At 58.2% G+C, this 18840-nt stretch carries 20 protein-coding genes; 2 read left to right on the top strand and 18 right to left on the bottom strand.

Annotated elements, in window-relative coordinates:
- Window positions 1-100: 100 nt before the first annotated feature.
- The 10 genes from pufA to MWU60_RS09115 form a co-directional block, all read right to left on the bottom strand.
- On the bottom strand, window positions 101-256 hold the full coding sequence (gene pufA, locus MWU60_RS09160) for a light-harvesting antenna LH1, alpha subunit (RefSeq protein WP_019954421.1): 156 nt from the start codon (window positions 254-256) through the stop codon (window positions 101-103).
- 12 nt (window positions 257-268) lie between these two features.
- Window positions 269-424 (bottom strand): light-harvesting antenna LH1, beta subunit, encoded by a 156-nt coding sequence (pufB, locus tag MWU60_RS09155; protein WP_008231906.1) that lies wholly within the window; start codon window positions 422-424, stop codon window positions 269-271.
- 147 nt (window positions 425-571) lie between these two features.
- Window positions 572-796, bottom strand: a complete 225-nt coding sequence (gene pufQ, locus MWU60_RS09150; protein ID WP_247226969.1) for a cytochrome PufQ — start codon at window positions 794-796, stop codon at window positions 572-574.
- Window positions 793-2253, bottom strand: a complete 1461-nt coding sequence (gene bchZ / locus MWU60_RS09145) for a chlorophyllide a reductase subunit Z (RefSeq protein ID WP_247226968.1) — start codon at window positions 2251-2253, stop codon at window positions 793-795. Before bchZ ends, pufQ begins: the two co-directional genes overlap by 4 nt.
- Entirely contained in the window at window positions 2253-3857 is a 1605-nt protein-coding gene (gene bchY, locus MWU60_RS09140; protein WP_247226967.1) for a chlorophyllide a reductase subunit Y, read from the bottom strand. Before bchY ends, bchZ begins: the two co-directional genes overlap by 1 nt.
- On the bottom strand, window positions 3847-3990 hold the full coding sequence (locus MWU60_RS09135) for a hypothetical protein (RefSeq protein ID WP_247226966.1): 144 nt from the start codon (window positions 3988-3990) through the stop codon (window positions 3847-3849). Before MWU60_RS09135 ends, bchY begins: the two co-directional genes overlap by 11 nt.
- Window positions 3980-5014, bottom strand: coding sequence for a chlorophyllide a reductase iron protein subunit X (locus tag MWU60_RS09130; protein ID WP_247226965.1), 1035 nt, complete (start codon window positions 5012-5014; stop codon window positions 3980-3982). The genes MWU60_RS09135 and MWU60_RS09130 overlap by 11 nt, the downstream gene beginning before the upstream one ends.
- The gene (bchC, locus tag MWU60_RS09125) at window positions 5011-5949 is read right to left on the bottom strand and encodes a chlorophyll synthesis pathway protein BchC (protein ID WP_247226964.1); all 939 of its coding nucleotides are present in this window, start codon (window positions 5947-5949) and stop codon (window positions 5011-5013) included. Before bchC ends, MWU60_RS09130 begins: the two co-directional genes overlap by 4 nt.
- A gap of 109 nt (window positions 5950-6058) precedes the next feature.
- Complete coding sequence (locus tag MWU60_RS09120) at window positions 6059-7207, bottom strand: methyltransferase (protein ID WP_247226963.1); 1149 nt, start codon at window positions 7205-7207, stop codon at window positions 6059-6061.
- Window positions 7207-8088: a polyprenyl synthetase family protein gene (locus MWU60_RS09115; RefSeq protein ID WP_247226962.1), complete on the bottom strand. Its 882-nt coding sequence runs from the start codon at window positions 8086-8088 to the stop codon at window positions 7207-7209. Before MWU60_RS09115 ends, MWU60_RS09120 begins: the two co-directional genes overlap by 1 nt.
- Before the next feature lie 86 nt (window positions 8089-8174).
- Between MWU60_RS09115 and crtD the strand changes: the two genes are divergently transcribed.
- Complete coding sequence (gene crtD, locus MWU60_RS09110; RefSeq protein WP_247226961.1) at window positions 8175-9728, top strand: 1-hydroxycarotenoid 3,4-desaturase CrtD; 1554 nt, start codon at window positions 8175-8177, stop codon at window positions 9726-9728.
- The gene (crtC, locus tag MWU60_RS09105) at window positions 9692-10561 is read left to right on the top strand and encodes a carotenoid 1,2-hydratase (protein ID WP_247227480.1); all 870 of its coding nucleotides are present in this window, start codon (window positions 9692-9694) and stop codon (window positions 10559-10561) included. Before crtD ends, crtC begins: the two co-directional genes overlap by 37 nt.
- A gap of 55 nt (window positions 10562-10616) precedes the next feature.
- On the opposite strand, the gene MWU60_RS09100 is transcribed toward crtC, so the two are convergent.
- The 8 genes from MWU60_RS09100 to MWU60_RS09065 all read right to left on the bottom strand — a co-directional run bounded on the left by MWU60_RS09100 (window position 10617) and on the right by MWU60_RS09065 (window position 18816).
- Window positions 10617-11255 carry a DUF6886 family protein gene (locus MWU60_RS09100; protein ID WP_247226960.1) on the bottom strand — a complete coding sequence of 213 codons (639 nt, stop codon included), beginning with the start codon at window positions 11253-11255 and terminating at the stop codon, window positions 10617-10619.
- 11 nt (window positions 11256-11266) lie between these two features.
- On the bottom strand, window positions 11267-12022 hold the full coding sequence (locus tag MWU60_RS09095; RefSeq protein WP_247226959.1) for a GGDEF domain-containing protein: 756 nt from the start codon (window positions 12020-12022) through the stop codon (window positions 11267-11269).
- A 112-nt stretch (window positions 12023-12134) separates the two neighbouring features.
- The gene (locus tag MWU60_RS09090; RefSeq protein WP_247226958.1) at window positions 12135-12776 is read right to left on the bottom strand and encodes an ATP-binding cassette domain-containing protein; all 642 of its coding nucleotides are present in this window, start codon (window positions 12774-12776) and stop codon (window positions 12135-12137) included.
- Window positions 12769-14463: an ABC transporter permease subunit gene (locus tag MWU60_RS09085; RefSeq protein ID WP_247226957.1), complete on the bottom strand. Its 1695-nt coding sequence runs from the start codon at window positions 14461-14463 to the stop codon at window positions 12769-12771. Before MWU60_RS09085 ends, MWU60_RS09090 begins: the two co-directional genes overlap by 8 nt.
- Before the next feature lie 55 nt (window positions 14464-14518).
- Window positions 14519-15718 carry an ABC transporter substrate-binding protein gene (locus MWU60_RS09080; protein ID WP_247226956.1) on the bottom strand — a complete coding sequence of 400 codons (1200 nt, stop codon included), beginning with the start codon at window positions 15716-15718 and terminating at the stop codon, window positions 14519-14521.
- 12 nt (window positions 15719-15730) lie between these two features.
- Window positions 15731-16339: a CDP-alcohol phosphatidyltransferase family protein gene (locus tag MWU60_RS09075; RefSeq protein WP_247226955.1), complete on the bottom strand. Its 609-nt coding sequence runs from the start codon at window positions 16337-16339 to the stop codon at window positions 15731-15733.
- A gap of 97 nt (window positions 16340-16436) precedes the next feature.
- Window positions 16437-16841, bottom strand: a complete 405-nt coding sequence (locus MWU60_RS09070) for a GtrA family protein (RefSeq protein ID WP_247226954.1) — start codon at window positions 16839-16841, stop codon at window positions 16437-16439.
- Window positions 16816-18816, bottom strand: a complete 2001-nt coding sequence (locus MWU60_RS09065; protein WP_247226953.1) for a hydantoinase/oxoprolinase family protein — start codon at window positions 18814-18816, stop codon at window positions 16816-16818. Before MWU60_RS09065 ends, MWU60_RS09070 begins: the two co-directional genes overlap by 26 nt.
- Between the last annotated feature and the right edge of the window lie 24 nt (window positions 18817-18840).

Genomic DNA, 18840 nt, shown 5'->3' with positions numbered 1-18840 from the left:
CTGCGTCCCCATTGGGCGCGCCCTGTTATTGTCAGTGTCGGTGTTTGCTACGGGCGGATCAGATTGCCCGCCCGCAGCGTGATTATTTCAGCAAAGCTGGTTACATTCCGCCAAAGGCGAGCTGGAACCAGTTTGTGCTTTCATTGCTCAACAGAACGAGGTGAATCATCGCTGCAAGCAAAAACAGGAATACGCCCTGAGCCACGAAAACGCGGCGCGGGTCGAATACCAGCCAGATCTTGTAGAACTGTGCCATGTGCTAATTCTCCTACCAGCTGAACCAAGGAAGCTTGATGTACGTCAGTACGTGAGCAACGACTGCAACGATCGTGAAGATCGTGAAACCGCTCATGTAAACTGCGTGCAGCTCCTGGGCCTGCTCGTCAGTGAGACCTGTGAAAGATAGGTCAGATTTGTCAGCCATGTTTTGTCTCCAAAATAAAGTACTGACGCCGCGCACCCCCCGCGGCCGGGTTACGACAGAAGCTCTTCCTCTGCCCCAATCCATCATCCCGGGGGGGAATGATGAACGTCGGATGCCCGTTTCCGGGCAAAACTGTTTTCGCTGCGATCACGCGCTGAAGATCTGCGGCGTAATAATGCGGGCCTGTGTCCAGGCCTTCGCGATTGGGCCCTTTGCGGGTAGCTCCATCCGGCGTGCAGCAGACAAGACCCATGTCAGAAGGCACAGCGGTAGCGTGGCCAGAAAGATCAGCCCGAAATAGGCATAATACTCGCGTTTCGGGGGTGCAGTCCGGGTCCGAAGTACCGGTGCATCTGTTGTAAAGTCAGTCATTTGCGTCCTCCCGAGGATGGTTGCAGTGTTTCGACGGTCTCTAAAACAACCCGGTCATTGCCGGCGTCGAGGGCTGCGCGCTCGGCTGCATCACGCAGCGTTTTAGCGGCAGAAATTCGTGTCAGGATCGGGTGTGTCGCCACGATCTCGTCCAGTTTGGCTTGCGCATCCGCGTCCCAAGGGAAATCGCGGCGCAGCGGTGTCAGAGTGGCATCGGTCGCGTCCATGTCCGTGCCCAAAGGCAGAATGTGGAACAGCGCGTCAAACAGGCCATTACAGACCTCTTGCAGCAGATAGGTCGCACCGGCGTAGCCCATAAACGGCGTGCCTGTGGCCCGCCGGATCGCGGCACCGGGGAAGCTGGCGGGGATGAATACCGGGCTTGGTCCGTGCCCGGCTTTCATTTCAGCCAGATACATCTTTTCGTTGATGGACCCCATCACGATCAAAGGACGCTTGCTATGCAGCATCGCGCGCACTTCTTCGTTATTCGTTTTCTTCCCGCGTGTGCGGGCCACGGCAAAGGCGCATGGGAAGCCCAGATCACCCTCAAGGAAATGCCGGACACCACGCGCATAAGTCTCGTTCGCCACAATCGCGAACTCAGCCGTGGCAAAGAAATCCTGCGTGACCGACCGCCACAAATCCCAAACGGGTTTGATGGTCGAATGCTTCTCTTGCTCGATGAACGGTTCAGGGTCGAGGCCCGTCAATTCACCCAGCTTGCGCAGGAATTTGGTTGTGGAATCAATGCCAAAAGGCGCTTGTAAGTATGGCTTACCAAGAACCTCACAAAGTCCCCGTCCAAACTCACGATACATCGTGACGTTCACATCGGCATTCACCAGATTGCGCATCTCAGCGACATGGGCGCCCAGCGGCATCACCATGTTGATCTCGGCGCCAATGCCTTCGACCAGGCGCCGTATCTCAGCCAGATCAGAGGGCATGTTAAACGCCCCATACATCGGCCCGAGGATATTCACCCGTGGCTTTGCATCTTCTTCACGCTTCTTCTCGGGCGGCATCCGGCCTTTGGTCATGCCAAATTCCGTGAAAATCCACGTCATCGCCCGGTCTGCACATTCCCACTGATCCTCATCAATGGTGCGGGGCAGGAAACGCTGAATATTGGTGCCTTGCGGGGTCACACCGCCGCCAATCATCTCGGCAATGGACCCGGTCACCACGACAGCAGGCAAAGCAGGATCAAGCGTTTCCCAAGCCCGCTTCATCGCCTCCTCAGTGCCCTCACCCATCTCGGTTTCGGCCAACCCGGTCACCACGATAGGCAATTCATGCGGCGGCAACCCGTCGGTGTAATGCAGAACAGAAGTCACAGGCAGGTTTTCGCAGCCAACCGGGCCATCAATGACGACTTGCAAACCTTTGACTGCGCAGAAGGCATAAACTGCCCCCCAATATCCGCCCGCGCGATCATGATCAGTGACAAGCATCAAATCATCTCCTGCGCTTTGGCGGCGCGCGCCATTTTATCAAGCTTTTTCTGATGGGCGGCACGGAAGTCTGGGCGCAAGTTCGGCGCACCCTCCCAGACACCAGCAGTATCACCAGAACCCACGCCCTCAAAGAACGCGCGCATCGTGTCCATCTTTTCCTTACCCGCAATCGCCGCATTCACGACTTGGGCCAGCGAGCCAGCACCCGCTGGACCCATGAGTGGCCGGGCTGAGATCAGATTGGTAAAGTAAAGCGACGGAATACCTGCCTCTTTGGCATGCTGAACGACAGGTGTCGTGCCAATCGCGAGGTCAGGCTTGATCGCATCGACAGCGGCCAGATCATCCTCTAGCGAGGCGCGGTAAACGATTTTCACACCTTTCGCCTCAAGCCATTCGGCGTCTGGACGCGACCATTCGGTCTTCGGACAAGCAGTGCCGACATAAGGGACATCAGCGCCGCTTTCGATCAGCAAACGCGCGACCAAAAGCTCTGAACCTTCATAGCCGGACAAGGTCACAGTGCCGTTGATCTGCGCGCCAGCCAAAGCACCTTTGATCGCAGGCAGGAACGCGTTTTGCGCCGCTGCAATCTGATCAGGTTTCACATTGTACGCATCACCGATCGCGGCCAACCAAGCAGCCGTACCATCGTGACCCACGGGGGCAGAGCCCACAATCTTGCGGCCAGCCGCCTGAAATTCACGGATCGCTGCGGTATAAAACGGGTGGATCGCTGCGGCGACACCGCAATCCAACGCGGCATAAAGCTCGCGCCATTCGCGGGTGGGCACAACCGGACCAGCAGCAAGGCCCATCGGGGCCAGCATCGCGCCAATCATCATAGGATCAGCCGGGAACATCTCGCCCAGCAGTGCGACAGTCGGACGGTCATGTTTGCCGCCGACGGGGCGCGCAACAGGTCCCGCTTTCACTTCTTCGCGGGCATAATTCAGCATCGCACCGGCCAGGACATCCTTGGCTTCTGCATGGGTTGGGATACCGAACCCAGGCACGTCGATGCCGACAATGCGCACGCCATTAATCTCTTTCGGCAACAACCGCAGCGGTACGCCGGATGCGGTGGGCACGCAAAGATTGGTCACGACAATCGCGTCATAGCGGTCAGGATCCGCCATATCATGGACACTCTCGCGAATGTCCTCGAACAGCTTACCCGTCACCAATGTCTCAGAATTGAACGGCACATAACCAACAGACCGGCGGGCGCCATAGAAATGCGACACAAACGTCAGGCCATACACACAACAGGCCGAACCGGACAGAACCGTGGCCACACGCTTCATCCGAAGGCCTACACGCAAAGACCCGAACGCAGGGCACATGCTCTGCGGTTGATCGTGGGGGCCTTGCGGATAGTCCTTGGCGTATTGATCTAAAATCTCGGATTTGCCAGCGGCGCGGGCTGCGGCTTCCATTGATCCGGCACTGGCTGTGCAACCACCCTCCAGGGCAGTGGCCTGCGTGCCAGCATCCAGCAGATCAGAGGTTTCTTCACGCGCAACACCCTCGATGATCTGGACTTGCCCAGCGTCATCATAGCCAACTTCATAGCCTTGGGTGTCGCTATCATGCGTCATACTTCACAGGCTCCTTTGGAGCAGGAGTTGCGTTCAGAACATCTTGAAGCAGGCGAACGGTTTGCTCACGCGTCGCACGGGCCAGCATCTGGCGCACCTCTGCTTGTACTTTTTGTTGTGGATCAGGCGTCATCATAGATCACCTCCAAGCTTTCCTTGGGGGCAGCGTTCTTGCCGCGCATGTCGACATCAGTGGCAGGGACCAATTGGTAATCGCCACCGGTATCCTTGGCATCAAACAGACCCAGCAAACCGTCTTGGTCCAAAGGTGTCGGGCGGACAGGTGGGGCAATGCCCACAGCCTCAGCCAGACCAACGAACATCGGGCCCCATTGGCTCTCATTTGTGCCAACGATCTGATAGTTTGCGGATTTCTTTCTCAGGTCGTCGTCTTGTGGGATTGCAGCAAGGACTGGAATGTTAACTGCCTTGGCGAAAGCTTGGGCTTCTCCGGTCCCATCGTCCTTGTTGATAACAAGCCCGGCCACCCCAACATTACCTCCAAGTTTACGGAAGTATTCGACTGCAGAGCAGACATTGTTAGCAACATATAAGGACTGCAGGTCATTCGATCCCACCAATATAACTTTCTGCGCCATATCGCGCGCGATCGGCAGGCCGAAGCCACCGCAGACCACGTCGCCCAGAAAATCGAGCAGGACGTAGTCAAAGTCCCAATCGTGGAACCCTAGTTTTTCAAGCAATTCGAACCCGTGGATAATCCCACGGCCACCACAGCCACGGCCCACTTCTGGCCCGCCAAGTTCCATTGCAAAGACACCACCACGCTTGAAGCAGACGTCGCCGATGGCAACTTCTTCACCCGAAAGCTTCTTCTTCGCAGATGTCTCAATAATCGTCGGGCAGGCCTTGCCGCCAAACAGCAGGCTTGTTGTGTCGGACTTGGGATCGCAGCCAATCAGCAACACGCGCTTGCCCATCTCGGCCATCATGTGGCTGAGGTTTGCAAGCGTGAATGATTTACCAATGCCGCCCTTGCCATAGATCGCAATGATCTGCGTTTTTGAGGTCGGTTCACCCTGAGGCACTTCCAGATTAGGCTCTTCATTGGCCTCATCGCGCAGGCGCTGGTCGAAATCCTTCAGGTTTGGAATGTCCTGCCCACCGGCAGGCTTACCATCAACAGAGTCTTTCATGCAGTTCCCCAATTCAAGATCATTTTCAGACACGCAGGATCGGTAAACGCGGTCTCATATGCGCCGCTGGCGAGTTCGGCAGGTTGTTGGTGAGTAATCAGATCGGCCAGTTCCAACACGCCCGCTTCGACCAAAGCTTTGGTCGCGGTCATGTCATCTGGCGCCCATTCGGCGCTGATGCGGAAACGGGCCTCTTTCATAAAGGCTGGCGGAAAGGCGAATTGCAGCGGGGCTGTATAGAAACCAGCCAGCACGATCTCACCGCCCTTGGCGATGCGACCAATCCAATCGTTCAACAAATCACCACGGCCAGAGGCGTCATAGACAGATTTGTAATCGCGGCGCTCATCCAGTTCAGGCGTTGTCACTTCGTAGCCATCAGCACCATCCATTCGAATGGGGTCAACTTCCCACACGGTCGGCGCAGGCGCACCAGATGCAATGGTCAAACGCGCCAACAGACGGCCAAGAACGCCGTGGCCGATAATCAGATCAGGAACGGCTTTGCCGGGACCAGCCATCGCATGACGGGCCGTCGCAGCCAAAGCAAGCAATGCACCAGCAGCACCAAGGCCACGGTCGATACGGGTCACGCGTGACGCCTTGGTCACCAACGTTTGCGCCGCCGCACCAAACAAACCAAAGGCACCTTCGTAGCAACTGGCACCGGGCACAAAGACATGTTCGCCCACCCGGTATCCGCTGTCGGCACCCGCCTCGATCACTTCGCCAGCGGCCTCGTACCCGGGGATCAGGGGATAGCCCATTCCGGGGAACGGCGGCATCTCACCTGTCCAAAACAACTTCTCTGTACCGGTGGAAATGCCCGAATGCTTGATCGCTACGACAATATCATCAGCCACAGGGGGAACGATTCCCACCTGATCAAGCGCCAGTTTGCCGGGCGCTGATAGGATAACGGCCTTTGTTTGCAACGTTTTCTCCTCTGCGACGCAATCCAAATAGCATCAGATCGCTACACTCTGTCTTGCCTTAGTTTAGCCTTACATGTCGTAGTGTCAATTTATTTAGACAGTTAAAGTGTCAACTTTCCCTTACACCCGTCACAACAGATGTAATAAAGGGACGGGGCGCTTTGGGTGTCTGAATTTGCGCAAAGCCCGCTTGCGCCAATAGTGCGGCGATCTGGGCCTGCGACCGCGCGCGTCCAGTCCGCATCGCCATGCAATAAAGCGCGAAATACGCATCACCTGCGCGCTGCGGCGTATCCCCACCTGTCATAGGCTCGGACACCACAATGCGGCCGCCCGCTGGCAAGGCATCAAATGCTGACCGCAAAAGCGCGATCACTGTGTCGTCGGCATGGTCGTAAAGCACCCGCACAAGGCTGATCACGTCCGAACCACGCGGCAGCGGGTCATCCCGGAATGATCCGGTGATGATCTCGGTGCGTTCAGACAGGCCAGCGCTTTCGAACCGTTCTGCCGCAGCGGGTGCCACGGCGGGTAAATCAAACAGCGTCATCTGTAGATCAGGATGCGCCGCACCCACCGCTGCCAAAAACGCGCCGGTGCCGCCGCCGACATCCAGGATGCGCGCGCACCCGGAAAGGGACGCAACGGTAAGCGTGTCGTCGGCGACCAGCACCTGACTATCTGCCATCAGTTGCGAATAGGTCGCCGTTGTTCTGGGATCGGTCGCACCACTGGCACCAAAGACGTAAGGCCAGAAGTCCGCCAGTTCTGTCTCGACCTCGCCTTTGAAGAACGCGACTGGGTCGGCCAGATCAAGGTAGAGCACATCATGGTGGTCAATCATGCCCGCCAACCCCGGCACACCGGCCAAGGCTGCCCCGCGGGTCGTCAGGGCATATCGCCCTGACTTGCGGCGCTTCACCAAACCAATCGACGTGGCACCAGCCAGCAGAACAGGCATGCGGTCTTGTGGCACATCCACTTCAGCCGCCAAGGCTTCAGCGGTCATTTCCTGATCAAGCAGTATCTGCGGCAGCTTGAGCCGGACAAAAGCCTGCAAGATCTGGCTATGACAAAAGCCCGCGACCAGATCGAACATCGCCTCGCCCTCTGAGCGGACAAACCGGCGGGTCAGGGGAAAGCGCGCGGCCCATTTCTGAAACCCGCGCGACGCGACAAGGCGTGTCAGACGTCCAGACCGTTTGACAGCGCCGCGCGATGGCGCGGGCTGACCAAGAGGAAGCGCTTGATCGTTCATTATTCGCCGGGAACAGTGGGCCTGCTGCGTGCACCGGCAGGCACCAGTTTATCGGCATAGGCACGGACCATCTGGGCCAGGGCGGCCTCACCCGGGCAAGCAGGGATCGACGAAATCGCACCGCCCAGAATGTCATCAAAGCGTTGGATCGCACCTTGTACACCATATGCGGCCACGGCATTCGGACGCCCATGCAAGTCATCCTGACCAGCAGGTTTGCCCAAAGTCGCTTCATCACACAGCGCATCGCGCAGATCATCGGCAACTTGGAACGCCTCACCAATACGCGCGCCCAGTTCTTCCCAAGGTTCAGCTTCTTGGCCAGCGGCCACAGCACCCATCTGGGTGGCGGCAATAAACAGCGCGCCGGTCTTGGCCTGATGGTAGGCTGAGAGATCAATCTGATCTTCGCTTTCCCAACCTTGCCCCGCGCAAATGCCAAACGGCATGCCGGTGCGGGTGCCCAGAATATCAATCAATTTCAGCGCCCTGTCCGGCGCATCACCTGCAGCGCGCGCCAAAATCTGGAAACCCATGATGATCAGGCTATCGCCCGCAAGAACAGCCAAAGGTTCGGAATACGCACGGTGCAGCGCCGGTTTGCCGCGCCGCATATCGGCATCATCAAAGCAAGGCAGGTCGTCGTGCACAAGGCTCGCACAATGGATCACCTCAAGGGCGGCCGCCGCAGCATTCGTCAGCTCTGGCCGATCATCGCCACAAGCCATTGCAACGGACGTAAGGATCGTCGGGCGAATGCGCGCACCACCGGGGGTGACAGCATATTGCAACGCTGCCGCCAGCTTAGCCGGGGCCACGCCGCCCTGACCGGATGCAATGGCCCGCGCCATGCTCGCATCAATACGCTCTGAGATTCTCATGCGCGTCTCCTTTACAGTCTATAGTGTCTATTTTAGTTTACATATGTCAATGTAAATCAAACACTACAAACGAGTCACAAACCGATATGGTCAAACAAGCGCCCAAAACTGTCATTATTGGTGCCGGGATCGGCGGGTTGGCTGCGGCCTTGCGGCTAAGCCACCAAGGCTGCGACGTGACCGTGCTGGACCTACACAGCGCACCGGGCGGCAAAATGCGCACGGTAGCGTCGGACGCGGGGCCGGTTGATGCTGGTCCGACGGTCCTGACGATGCGCCCGGTGTTTGAGGCGCTCTTTGCGGATGTGGGTGAGACGCTCTGCGATCACCTGACACTGCACCCTCTAACGACACTGGCGCGGCACTATTGGGATGATGGGGCGATGCTGGACCTCAAGGCAGACCCCATCCAAAGCCTCGCCAATGTTATTGCAACCTTCGGAACCAAAGCAGGCCATGAATTCGAAGCCTTCTCTGCCCGTGCAAAGCGCTTGTTTGAAGCCTTCGATGCGCCAATGATGCGCACGGCAGAACCAGATCAGATGGCCGTGACCAAAACCGTACTGCGTCAGCCAAGGCTGATCCCCGATATGGCACCACATAAAACACTGGCCGGTTTGCTGCGCCAATCATTCAGCGATCCAAGACTGGCGCAGCTTTTCGGACGCTATGCGACATACGTGGGCGGATCACCCTACGCCTCACCAGCAATCCTGTCGCTCATTTGGCAGGCCGAGGCGCAGGGGGTCTGGTCCGTCGCGGGCGGTATGCACCGGCTGGCGCAGACCATCGCTAAACTGGCCGAAACACGTGGCGCTACTTTCCACTACAAGACAGCAGCCACCCGCATCACCCGGCAAAATGGGCAGATCAGCGGTGTACAAACCGATGCCGGGCATTTCCCTGCGGATATGGTACTGTTCAACGGTGATCCGCGCGCCTTGGCAACCGGCCTGCTTGGCGAAGGGGCGAAAACAGCAGTACGACGGCAGCACACAGAGCCGCGCAGCTTGTCAGCCTTTGTGCACGCATTTGCAGCAGAACCCACTGGCCTGAACCTCGCCCATCACACGGTGTTCTTCGGGCACGATCCCAAGGCAGAATTCGCATCACTCGCCAAAGGCGAAATGCCAAAAGACGCGACCTTGTATCTTTGCGCCCAAGACCACGGACATACCGACGCGGGCGCCCTGCAACGGTTCGAAGTCATCATGAACGGCCCGCCTGTCCTACGCGACCCTGAGAAGGAAAAGCCCCTATGTCAGACACAAGTATTCAACCGGTTCCGGGACTTCGGCCTGCAATTCAGCCCCACACCGGGACCGCAGACGCTGACAACACCGCAGGGGTTCGACCAGATGTTTCCCGCGAGCCTCGGTTCCCTTTACGGGCGGAGCCCGCACGGGCTGATGGCGGCCTTCAAACGTCCGACGGCACGGACGAAAATACCGGGGCTGTACCTCTGCGGGGGCGGGGCGCACCCGGGGGCGGGGGTGCCGATGGCGACGCTCTCCGCAGCGCACGCGGCCGCGGCGATCATGACGGACCTTGCTTCCATCTCGACGTCCCGCCAAACGGCTACGCATGGTGGTACGTTGACGGGATCAGCGACTGCGGGACGAAAGCGGTCTCTGTCATAGGATTTATCGGATCGGTTTTCTCACCGTGGTATGCGTGGTCCGGACGCAAGGATCCCGCCAACCACTGCTGTATCAACGTGGCAACCTACGGACCCGGCGGGCGGTTCACGATGACGGACCGGGGACGGGACGCATTGCACACAACGCCTGACACATTCCAAGTCGGCCCCTCATCAATGCATTGGAACGGCAGCGAGCTAATCATCAACATCAATGAAATCAGCGGACCGCCTTTAATCAGCCGAGTGCGCGGCCAAATCACAATCACACCGCACGCGATGACAAACGTCGAACTGCCGCTCACTCCCGACGGCGCGCATATCTGGCGGCCCTTCGCGCCATCCTCCGACATCAGAGTCGATCTGGAAGCAAAGGGCTGGCAATGGTCCGGCCACGGCTACTTTGACAGCAACTTTGGGACACGGTCACTGGAAGAAGATTTCAGTTTCTGGACATGGGGACGCTACCCCACCAAAGCCGGGGCGACTTGCATCTACGACGCAGTGCGGCGGGATGGATCAACACTCGATACGGCGATTGCTTTCGACAACGATGGCAACGCCAAGATCGTCAATGCGCCACCTCGCACCCGTTTCAAACGCTCACTCTGGCAGGTGATGCGCGAAACGCGGGCCGATCCGGGCGTGATGCCGAAACAGGTGCTGTCGATGCTGGACGCGCCGTTCTATTCGCGGTCAGCCGTGCAAACCCAGATTGATGGGGAGGTCGTCACAGGTGTGCACGAAGCGCTTGATCTGAACCGCTTTCGGTCACCACTGATCAAACCAATGCTGGCCGTGCGGGTACCAAGGCGGCGGGGGTGGACTGGGTGATTTTTGCTCAGAGGCGCTGGTTGTACCCGTCTTCGCTCTAAGGACGAAGCCAGAACTACTCTCTTTTCCAGTTTTGGGCGTTTCGCAGTCTGATACCACTGACTTGCAAAGAACTATCCCAAGCGTCAGCCAGACCTGACAGGTCATGTCGTATCTGAAGCTCCACTTCAGCTGCTTGAAGTTCCCCAAGAAGATCAGGTAACGCGGTCATCTCGACAGGTTGGACCTTCTTGTCAATGACGTGCATTCCAACATCTTCAAGACAAACAAAGCCATCGCTCTCAAATGTGTAACGATACAATGTCGTCGCTTTGATGCGATCGACCCACCTGTCTTCGACGAAGGCGACAAATGGCTTGGTGGGGTCAATCCAATACCGGCTTATGTCAGTTTCGGACGATGTCACCAGCTTGGACATCACAATGCGCGGGCAATCACGCGGAAAGAGGTACAACGGCGCATACGCCGCATCAATCGCCCACACGAGCGGACCGTTCAGCCAATTCATTCGCTTTGGTCTGACAACCTCAGTCTGCACCGGCCTTGGGACAAACCGGTCAATGTTGGGGTCTTCACTGAAGTGATAAAGACGATGGCGCATATCCAATCCAAAACAGGGGAAACGAGCAGTGACAACGTCTATCTCATCAGCAGTCGACAACGGATGCAATGCTAGCAAACATCCAACTTCCACCGACCATCAGACTAAGCCATCGCAACGGTAGTCTCAGGGTTACTAACCTGCGTAGCCCATGGCGCGATCACATACCCGGCTCTGCCTTGCGCCTTGGCACGATAAACCGCCTGATCGGCACGCCGCAGCGCCTCTTGGCGTGACTGCCCGTCAAGCCCCAGAACCACCCCGACCGACGTCGTAACATGCCGTGTCTGACCATCCCCGATATCAAACCAGAAACCCTCGCTGATTTGTTTTGCGATATCGCGAATGCGATCGTCGTTGGCATCATGCACAACCATGGCGAATTCTTCCCCACCGATACGGGCACAATAGTCTATCTTGCGGATTTTGGACCGCAGATGCGCTGCGATCTGTTGCAGGCATCTATCACCGACATCATGGCCAAACGTGTCATTGATGTCCTTGAAGTGGTCCACATCAACGATGAAAACCGCCTGCTCTTGACCCATCCTTTCAGACGTTTTTTCCATGAACCAACGCCGGTTATGCAGCCCGGTCAGCGCATCTTGCGTGGCTTGCAGATAAAGGCGTTTTTGCAAAAAATTCAGATGCCCAATCAGCATCAACGCGAAAGCACACATCGGGAAGGCCGTAAAAGACGCGTCCATGAGATTACCAAGAAAGGCACCGCCCCCGAAGATCCCATTTTGGATCATGTCGCGCGCGTGGTTCAGCAGGCCGCTGATCCCTACGAGAACGAATAACTTGAACGTGAAATCCAACGCATTGAGTGGCGCCGTTACTCTAACGAACTTTTCCAAAAGTGACTCCGCTGGCTGGCACGGTTCCACCATAATATGACGTTTTCCGGGCGTTTCGCAGCGTAGAATCGAATGTTTAACAAAATCCTAACAGCGACACCACGGACCTCTCTTATGCGGGTTGCCCAAGGGTAATGATAACGCCATCCGCCGCTTGTGCATCATCGGCATCATGCGTGACCATCAGCACCGGCAACGCCCGCGCTTTGGCCCGATCAAACACCATATCCCGCACCTGCGCCCGTAGCGCGGCATCCAGCCGGGAAAACGGCTCATCCAGCAACAAGCCACAGGGTTCTGAAAGTAGCATCCGCATCAACGCGACGCGCGCTTTTTGCCCGCCTGACAGGGTCGCGGGGTCGCGATCTGCAAAACCACTCAGCCCGACTTCGTTCAGGGCCTCATCAATCTTGGCTTTGCGTTCCGTCGCACTCCCACCGGGCTGCAAACCAAAGGCCAGATTGGCTCCGACCGACAGATGCGGAAACAGCAGATCGTCCTGAAACAGGATCCCCACACGCCGCTGATGTGGCACGGCGCGGGTGATGTTATGCCCGTCCAGCCAAACTTCGCCCGTTGCGCGGAAATCAGGTGCGAGCGTGCCCGTGATAAACGCCAGCAACGTCGATTTGCCGACGCCTGATGGGCCCATCACCGTCAAAACCTCGCCCGGTCCGATGTCATGTGTGACCGACAACAACGGTGTGCCGCCTTTTGAAATCGACACATCCCGCAGGGATAGACCCTTATCCATGCTGCAATCCTTTTCTGTTGCGCCAGACCAGCGCAGGCAGCAATAGCGCCAGCGCAAAGGGGACCAGCGCGGCCCCGGTCTGCATCAATCCATAAACCGCAATCGCCCGACGATCACCACCTGACGCCAACGCCACGGCTTCGGTCGTCAGTGTCGCAACCCGGCCCCCGCCAATCAGCAAGGTCGCCAGATACTGCCCCACCGACACCGCCAACCCAACAGCCAAGGCGGTCAGGATCGGGCGCAGCAGCATCGGCAGGCGTACCCGCCACAGCACGCCATTTGGGCTGGCGCGCAGGGCTGCCGCGATAGTGCCCATCCGCGTGTCCCACGCGCGAAACGGATCGGCGAGCGACAGGAACACATACGGCAAGACGAAAACCAGATGCGCCGCCATCACCGGCAACCGCCCCACATCGGCACCAAGGTTCAGCATCAAGGTCTGCAATCCGGGCAGGAAAGCGGTCTGCGGGATCAAGAGTGGTAGGTAGAGCAGCCAAACGGCCCGCTGACTGAAAGACAGGCCAAAGCGATACTCGGCTTCCAGACACCCAATCGTCAGGATCAACGCGGCAAGTGCCACGGTGATCGCAATCAACGCCGTCTCGCCCAAGGCCTCTAACGTACCGGGACCAAAGCGCATCCAATTGCGCAGGGTGAACGTGTCAGGAAAGGCGTCGGGAAACCCCCAGAACCCGGCAAACGACCAGATCGCCAGCACCACCATGCCAAGCAGCACAGCCAGGGCAGATGCGGCCCCTGCAAACAGGGCGAGCTGCGCGACAACAGGGTCCAACCTACCCCGCGCACCTGAGGCAATCCAACGCTGACCTAACCGCCCAATGACGTATTCACCAATGCGCCAGAACACCAGCGCACCAATCACGAGAGCCAGTTGCAGCAAAGCACCCGCCGCCCCTTCAAGCCGCATCGCAAGGTCGGGGTCGGACATCCACTTGACGATCTGTACGGAGAGCGACGGTGGCGTGTTCGGGCCAAGGATCACAGCGACATCCACAACAGACATCGAATAAGCGAGGACGACGTAAATAGGCGGTCTGATCTGGGCATAGACACGGGGGAACACCGTCTTGAGCCACCCTGTCAAACGGCCATAGCCCAGCGCCTGCGAAATGGTCACGCTGCGTTGGGCATCCGCCTGCCCAAGGGCCGCCAGCGTGATCAGCAAAAGGAACGGCACTTCCTTCACGATCAACCCGGCGGTCATTGTCAGACCCCATGTATCCTGAACGATTAACAGGTCCGGGGGGCGATCCCAGCCAGTGACACCCGGTGACATCAACCGCGACAACCAGCCCGAGGGGGCAATCAAAAACGCAAGGCCAAAGGCGGCAGCGGCGTGGGGGACTGAGAGGAGCGGAGACAACAGCCGCTCCAACGCGCGGAAAGGCCGCGTACCGGACCACCCTGCTGTGACCAGCATGACAATCGCCAGCGAAATGGATGTCGCCAGCAACCCAGTCGAAATCGACAATAGCATCGCCCGCGGCAGGCCCGCCCAGTCAAACAGATCACGAAACGGGTCCAGCGATGGACCGGTCAGCCCCGCCGCGGGCAAATGCCCAAAAGCGGGCATGACCGTGCCCCAAAGCCCGGCAATCACCGGACCCAGCATCGCCAACAGCGTCAGCGCGGGCAAAATAGGAAGAAAACGACGGCGGTTCATTTGCCACACGGTCCCGGTTTTGATCCGGGACCGCGTTTCACCAAGAACAGCACTCTTACTGCGCAACACCGTAACGGGTCATCCAGTCATCCGCGATCCGTACCATCCAGCTTGGGTGTGGTTCGGCCTGAACGGTTCCCAACTCAGCAGGGCTGAGTGTTGCGACACCGAGGTCCAGCGCATCAAACAACGCACGATCATCTTCAGACAACGCATCCATGTTCAGCACAGTGCCATAGCCCAAAATCGCTGGGTCCTGCGCGCGGGCTTGTGCTTCCGCCGACATCAGGAAATTCGCGACAACCATGGCGCCCGCCTTGGAGCCTGAATTGTAAGGGATCGCAACAAAAGACGCGTTGCCAATGGTGCCTTTGTCCAAAACAAACGTCCGCACGGTTGGCGGCAGTTCGTTATTGGCGATCGCAGTTGAGGCAGCACCCGGGCTGAACGAGATCGACAGATCAAGCTCACCATCGGCGATCAGCGGGAACATTGCGGTGCCGGTGGCAGGATAAGCCTTGCCTTCACGCCAGAGGTTCGGGGTCAATTCATCAAGATAGGCCCAAAGCGGGGCTGTCACCTCGTCATAGGTTTCATCCGTTGCGGGCGCAGCCAGCACGGACGCATCAGGCAGAATATCGACCAAAACCTGTTTCAGGAACGTCGTACCCAGAAAATCTGGCGGCTGGGGATAGCTGAAACGACCGGGGTTTGCAGCCGACCACTCAAGCAAGGCCTGCATGGACCCAAGGCGGTCAGGCATATCAGCGGTGTCATGCACAAAGACCACCTGTGCCATCGCCCAAGGACTTTCGAACCCTTCGGTTGGCACGGTAAAGTCGGTCTGCACAGATTTGCCTTCGCTATCTACAATAGCCCAGTTCGGCAGTTGCTCGGCATAAGGACCAAAGAGCAGATCAGCCTCTTTCATCGCAGCAAAGTTCGCGCCGTTAATCCAGATCATGTCGATGGCGCCATCGTCATCTTCACCGGCCTGCTTTTCAGACAAAACACGGGTCACAGCGTCGGCGGTATCGGTCAGCTTCACATGCTCCAGCGTCACGCCGTAATCTTCCATCACGCGGTCACCGACCCATGCGATGAAGTCATTGGTTGTCGTCGAGCCGCCCCATGCGTTCCAGAACACGGTCTGGCCTTCAGCCTCGGCTGTTACGGCGTCCCAGTTGGCAGGATCAATGTCGGCCAGCACGGGCACGGGGGCCAGCAATGCAGCCAATACGGCAAGATGTTTCATGTGGGAGGTCCTTCAGTTCTTGTAGATTTGTTTGGCGGCATAAATCCGCAGTGTGGCGGTCGCAAAGCAAAGGGCGCCAAAGACCCATGCCAGCGGAGAGAAATAGACGGGCAGCAGACACAGGATCACAAAGAACACGATGGTCTCGGTCCCCTCCAGAATGCCGTTGGAATAGTAGAGGGATTTCTGGCCTTGCGCGTCGGTCTTATGGCCATGTTTTTCGGCCAGGATCGCGTAGCCCAAAAAGCTGGTGCCGTTGAAATAGAAGGAGGTCAGAAGGAAAGCACCCGCTGCACCATTCGCAGTCGGATTATAGATCACAAAGGCCATCGGGATCGCGCCGTAGAATAGAAAATCGACAGCGATATCAAGGTAACCACCAAAGTCGGTCTTTTGTGTCGCGCGGGCGACGGCCCCATCAAGTCCATCGGCAATACGGCTGGCCAGCAAGGGGACCAGCGCCCATCCGAATTGCCCCAATGCAATCAGAAGAGCCGCCAACAGCCCCAAACCCAGACCAATCAGCGTCACCCCATCCGCCGTGAACCCACGCGAAGCCAGCCCGCGACCGACTTGGTTCAGCGGTGGATCAATCAATTGGCGTGCGTGACGGTCAAGCATGAAACCCTATCCAAAGTTGTGATCCTTGTGGACGATGCGACCGAGTGGCGCAATCAGCCTGACGACAATGTGAGTGCAACAACACTCTTTGACACAATCAGCGGAAGGCAAAGAAGCGGGCACCCAGAAAATTCAGACAGGACCCAAGAAACGACCCTGAAACAAAGGCGGCAAAGACGGTCATGCTCGCGGTGCCAAACAGGCCGATAATCAAGGAGTACGTCGCATAGTTCGTCAGGTTACCCGCGACCTGCACCCCAACGTAACGGCGAAACTGGCCTTTGTTCCGCTGCCTTGAGGCACGAAAAGTCCAATTGCGATTCAAAGCCCACGTGACCATCACTGCCATCGGGAACGACAGTGCCCGTGCCAGATAAGGCGATATGTCGAACGACAAAAAGAACCACAACAGCCCGCCATCGACCACGAAACCTATCGTCCCCACTACGCCAAAGCGCAGGACTTGTGTAATCAGATCAGAGCGCAATACGTGGCCTGCCACTGGCTTCGACGCGGATCACGGCCTCAACAAACATCGTGCGGTTCTCAATCTCGGCCTCCGAGATATCCCGCACCACGGAAAAGCGGATGTCCTCGACACCAGAGGCGCGCACCAAGGTTTCGGCCTCTACCCGCAATGCGGTTTCGAGCATGTCCAACGCGGCATCACGATCGGCAAAAGTCTTGGGGCCCTGCGGCAAGTGCACGGCAAATGCCCCTTCGCCTGCGCTGGTCACCGTTCCGGTGGCCTGCATCCGCACCTGCCCCACAACTGCGCCAATCGCATTCGCCACACCCGCGTGCTGCGGCAAGACCATACGCGTCCCAAGGCGGTCTCCGACAGCCCCATAGTAAGTTGCCGCAGAGGCGCCAAGGCCAACGACCGGCACACCCAGCGACAGGCGCACCTGAACCACACCATCATGCTTGTCCAAGCCAGCCATGCTTAGCGGATGCTGCGCCAAGGCGGCGGGATCACTCCATTCCAGATCATCCTCTGCAAACCCGGCTTGCAACAAGCAATCAGCGGTTTGTGCCGTCAGTTGATCAACGATCTGCCGTGCAAGCGCCTGCCCGCTGTCGGTTAACCGCGTACCAGCACCGGTCCGGCGGCGTGCAAAAAGGGTCAGGGCCTTTTCGGCAGCGGCAGAATCCCACGCGTCCACAAAGCCCAGCGCATGCGCTGCATCAGACGGGGTGATGCCCGCCAATATGACCAAACCCTGCGCTACCAAACGGCCCAAAGCCGGGCTTTCCATGCGCGACTGCACCGCATGGCTCAAACGCAAAGGGCCTTCCGTCAAACGGTCAACAATCGTCTGCTCGCGCTGGTCCAAACCAAGCGGTGTTTTGTCCCAAAGGGGAATCGCAAATTGGCCACCATCAGCAGCAGGAATGTCCTGCGCCAAAGCCCGATCCAAAGCGCTATGCACCACGTCAGGATAAAGATTGGCCGCAAGCGCCACCGGCATCAAACGGCGCGGCCCCAACCGGAGCCCCCCATCCAGCCCATCGACAACATGCACCTCGCTATCGCCGCCCAGACCTGTGGTGCGCATCGCCACCGCCTCAACCATCGTGCGGAACGGGCCAACGCGAGCACCTTGCGGGTCGATCTTGGGGCGGCCATCACGCAACAGGCACACGTCCGTCGTTGTCCCGCCAATATCACTGACAAGCGCGTCGGTTTCACCCGTCAGCCAACTGGCACCGGCGATGGATGCGGCAGGCCCGCTCAGGATCGTCTCAATCGGTTTTTCACGCGCAAGATCGGCGGAAACCAGTGCGCCATCCCCGCGCACGACCATCAGGCGGGCGGTGATACCAATAGCAGTCAGATGATCCTCACAGGCGGTGATCAAGCGATCAAGCATACCAATCAGCCGGGCATTCAGTACCGCCGTCAGGGCGCGTTTTGGCCCGCCCAGCGCTTGGCTTAGATCATGCGAGCAACTAACCGGCTTGCCGGTGATGTCGCGGATCAGATCACGGGCCGCGACTTCATGCGCAGGGTTGCGTGTGGCAAAACTGGCGGCAACGGCAAAGCCGGTCACCCCCGCGTCCAATTGCAGAAGCGCGTCGCGCAATACATCCAAGTCCAAAACAGCGACTTCGCTGCCTGCGTGATTGTGACCGCCAGCAAGGCGGATAACAGGATCGCCGCGTAACGCCTCTGTCAGCCCCGCACGGCCAAGATCGGCATCGTCGAACCCAATGGCAATCAGCGCAATCCGCCCACCCTGACCTTCGACCAGTGCATTGGTCGCCAGCGTCGTCGACAGCGACACCATCGCAATGTCGGCGGTATCAACCCCTGCCTTGGCAATCGCGGCATCAATCGCCGCACCGACGCCAACAGCCAGATCGGGGCGGGACGTCAGCGCCTTGGCAGATGCCACAACCATATCCGCCGCCTCGTCCAAAACGACGGCGTCGGTGTATGTGCCACCGGTATCAACACCCAAAAGGTAAGCCATCGCCCTGATCCACTTTTCAACTGC

The organism is Yoonia sp. F2084L (assembly GCF_023015625.1).
In the GTDB taxonomy this organism is placed as follows: Bacteria; Pseudomonadota; Alphaproteobacteria; order Rhodobacterales; family Rhodobacteraceae; genus Yoonia.
This window is presented reverse-complemented; position numbering and strand designations above follow the sequence as displayed.

Coding starts and splice junctions, on each gene's coding strand:
- pufA (WP_019954421.1), bottom strand. CDS start 256: ATGGCACAGTTCTACAAGATCTGGCTGGTATTCGACCCGCGCCGCGTT.
- pufB (WP_008231906.1), bottom strand. CDS start 424: ATGGCTGACAAATCTGACCTATCTTTCACAGGTCTCACTGACGAGCAG.
- pufQ (WP_247226969.1), bottom strand. CDS start 796: ATGACTGACTTTACAACAGATGCACCGGTACTTCGGACCCGGACTGCA.
- bchZ (WP_247226968.1), bottom strand. CDS start 2,253: ATGCTTGTCACTGATCATGATCGCGCGGGCGGATATTGGGGGGCAGTT.
- bchY (WP_247226967.1), bottom strand. CDS start 3,857: ATGACGCATGATAGCGACACCCAAGGCTATGAAGTTGGCTATGATGAC.
- MWU60_RS09135 (WP_247226966.1), bottom strand. CDS start 3,990: ATGACGCCTGATCCACAACAAAAAGTACAAGCAGAGGTGCGCCAGATG.
- MWU60_RS09130 (WP_247226965.1), bottom strand. CDS start 5,014: ATGAAAGACTCTGTTGATGGTAAGCCTGCCGGTGGGCAGGACATTCCA.
- MWU60_RS09120 (WP_247226963.1), bottom strand. CDS start 7,207: ATGAACGATCAAGCGCTTCCTCTTGGTCAGCCCGCGCCATCGCGCGGC.
- MWU60_RS09115 (WP_247226962.1), bottom strand. CDS start 8,088: ATGAGAATCTCAGAGCGTATTGATGCGAGCATGGCGCGGGCCATTGCA.
- crtD (WP_247226961.1), top strand. CDS start 8,175: ATGGTCAAACAAGCGCCCAAAACTGTCATTATTGGTGCCGGGATCGGC.
- MWU60_RS09090 (WP_247226958.1), bottom strand. CDS start 12,776: ATGGATAAGGGTCTATCCCTGCGGGATGTGTCGATTTCAAAAGGCGGC.
- MWU60_RS09085 (WP_247226957.1), bottom strand. CDS start 14,463: ATGAACCGCCGTCGTTTTCTTCCTATTTTGCCCGCGCTGACGCTGTTG.
- MWU60_RS09080 (WP_247226956.1), bottom strand. CDS start 15,718: ATGAAACATCTTGCCGTATTGGCTGCATTGCTGGCCCCCGTGCCCGTG.
- MWU60_RS09075 (WP_247226955.1), bottom strand. CDS start 16,339: ATGCTTGACCGTCACGCACGCCAATTGATTGATCCACCGCTGAACCAA.
- MWU60_RS09065 (WP_247226953.1), bottom strand. CDS start 18,816: ATGGCTTACCTTTTGGGTGTTGATACCGGTGGCACATACACCGACGCC.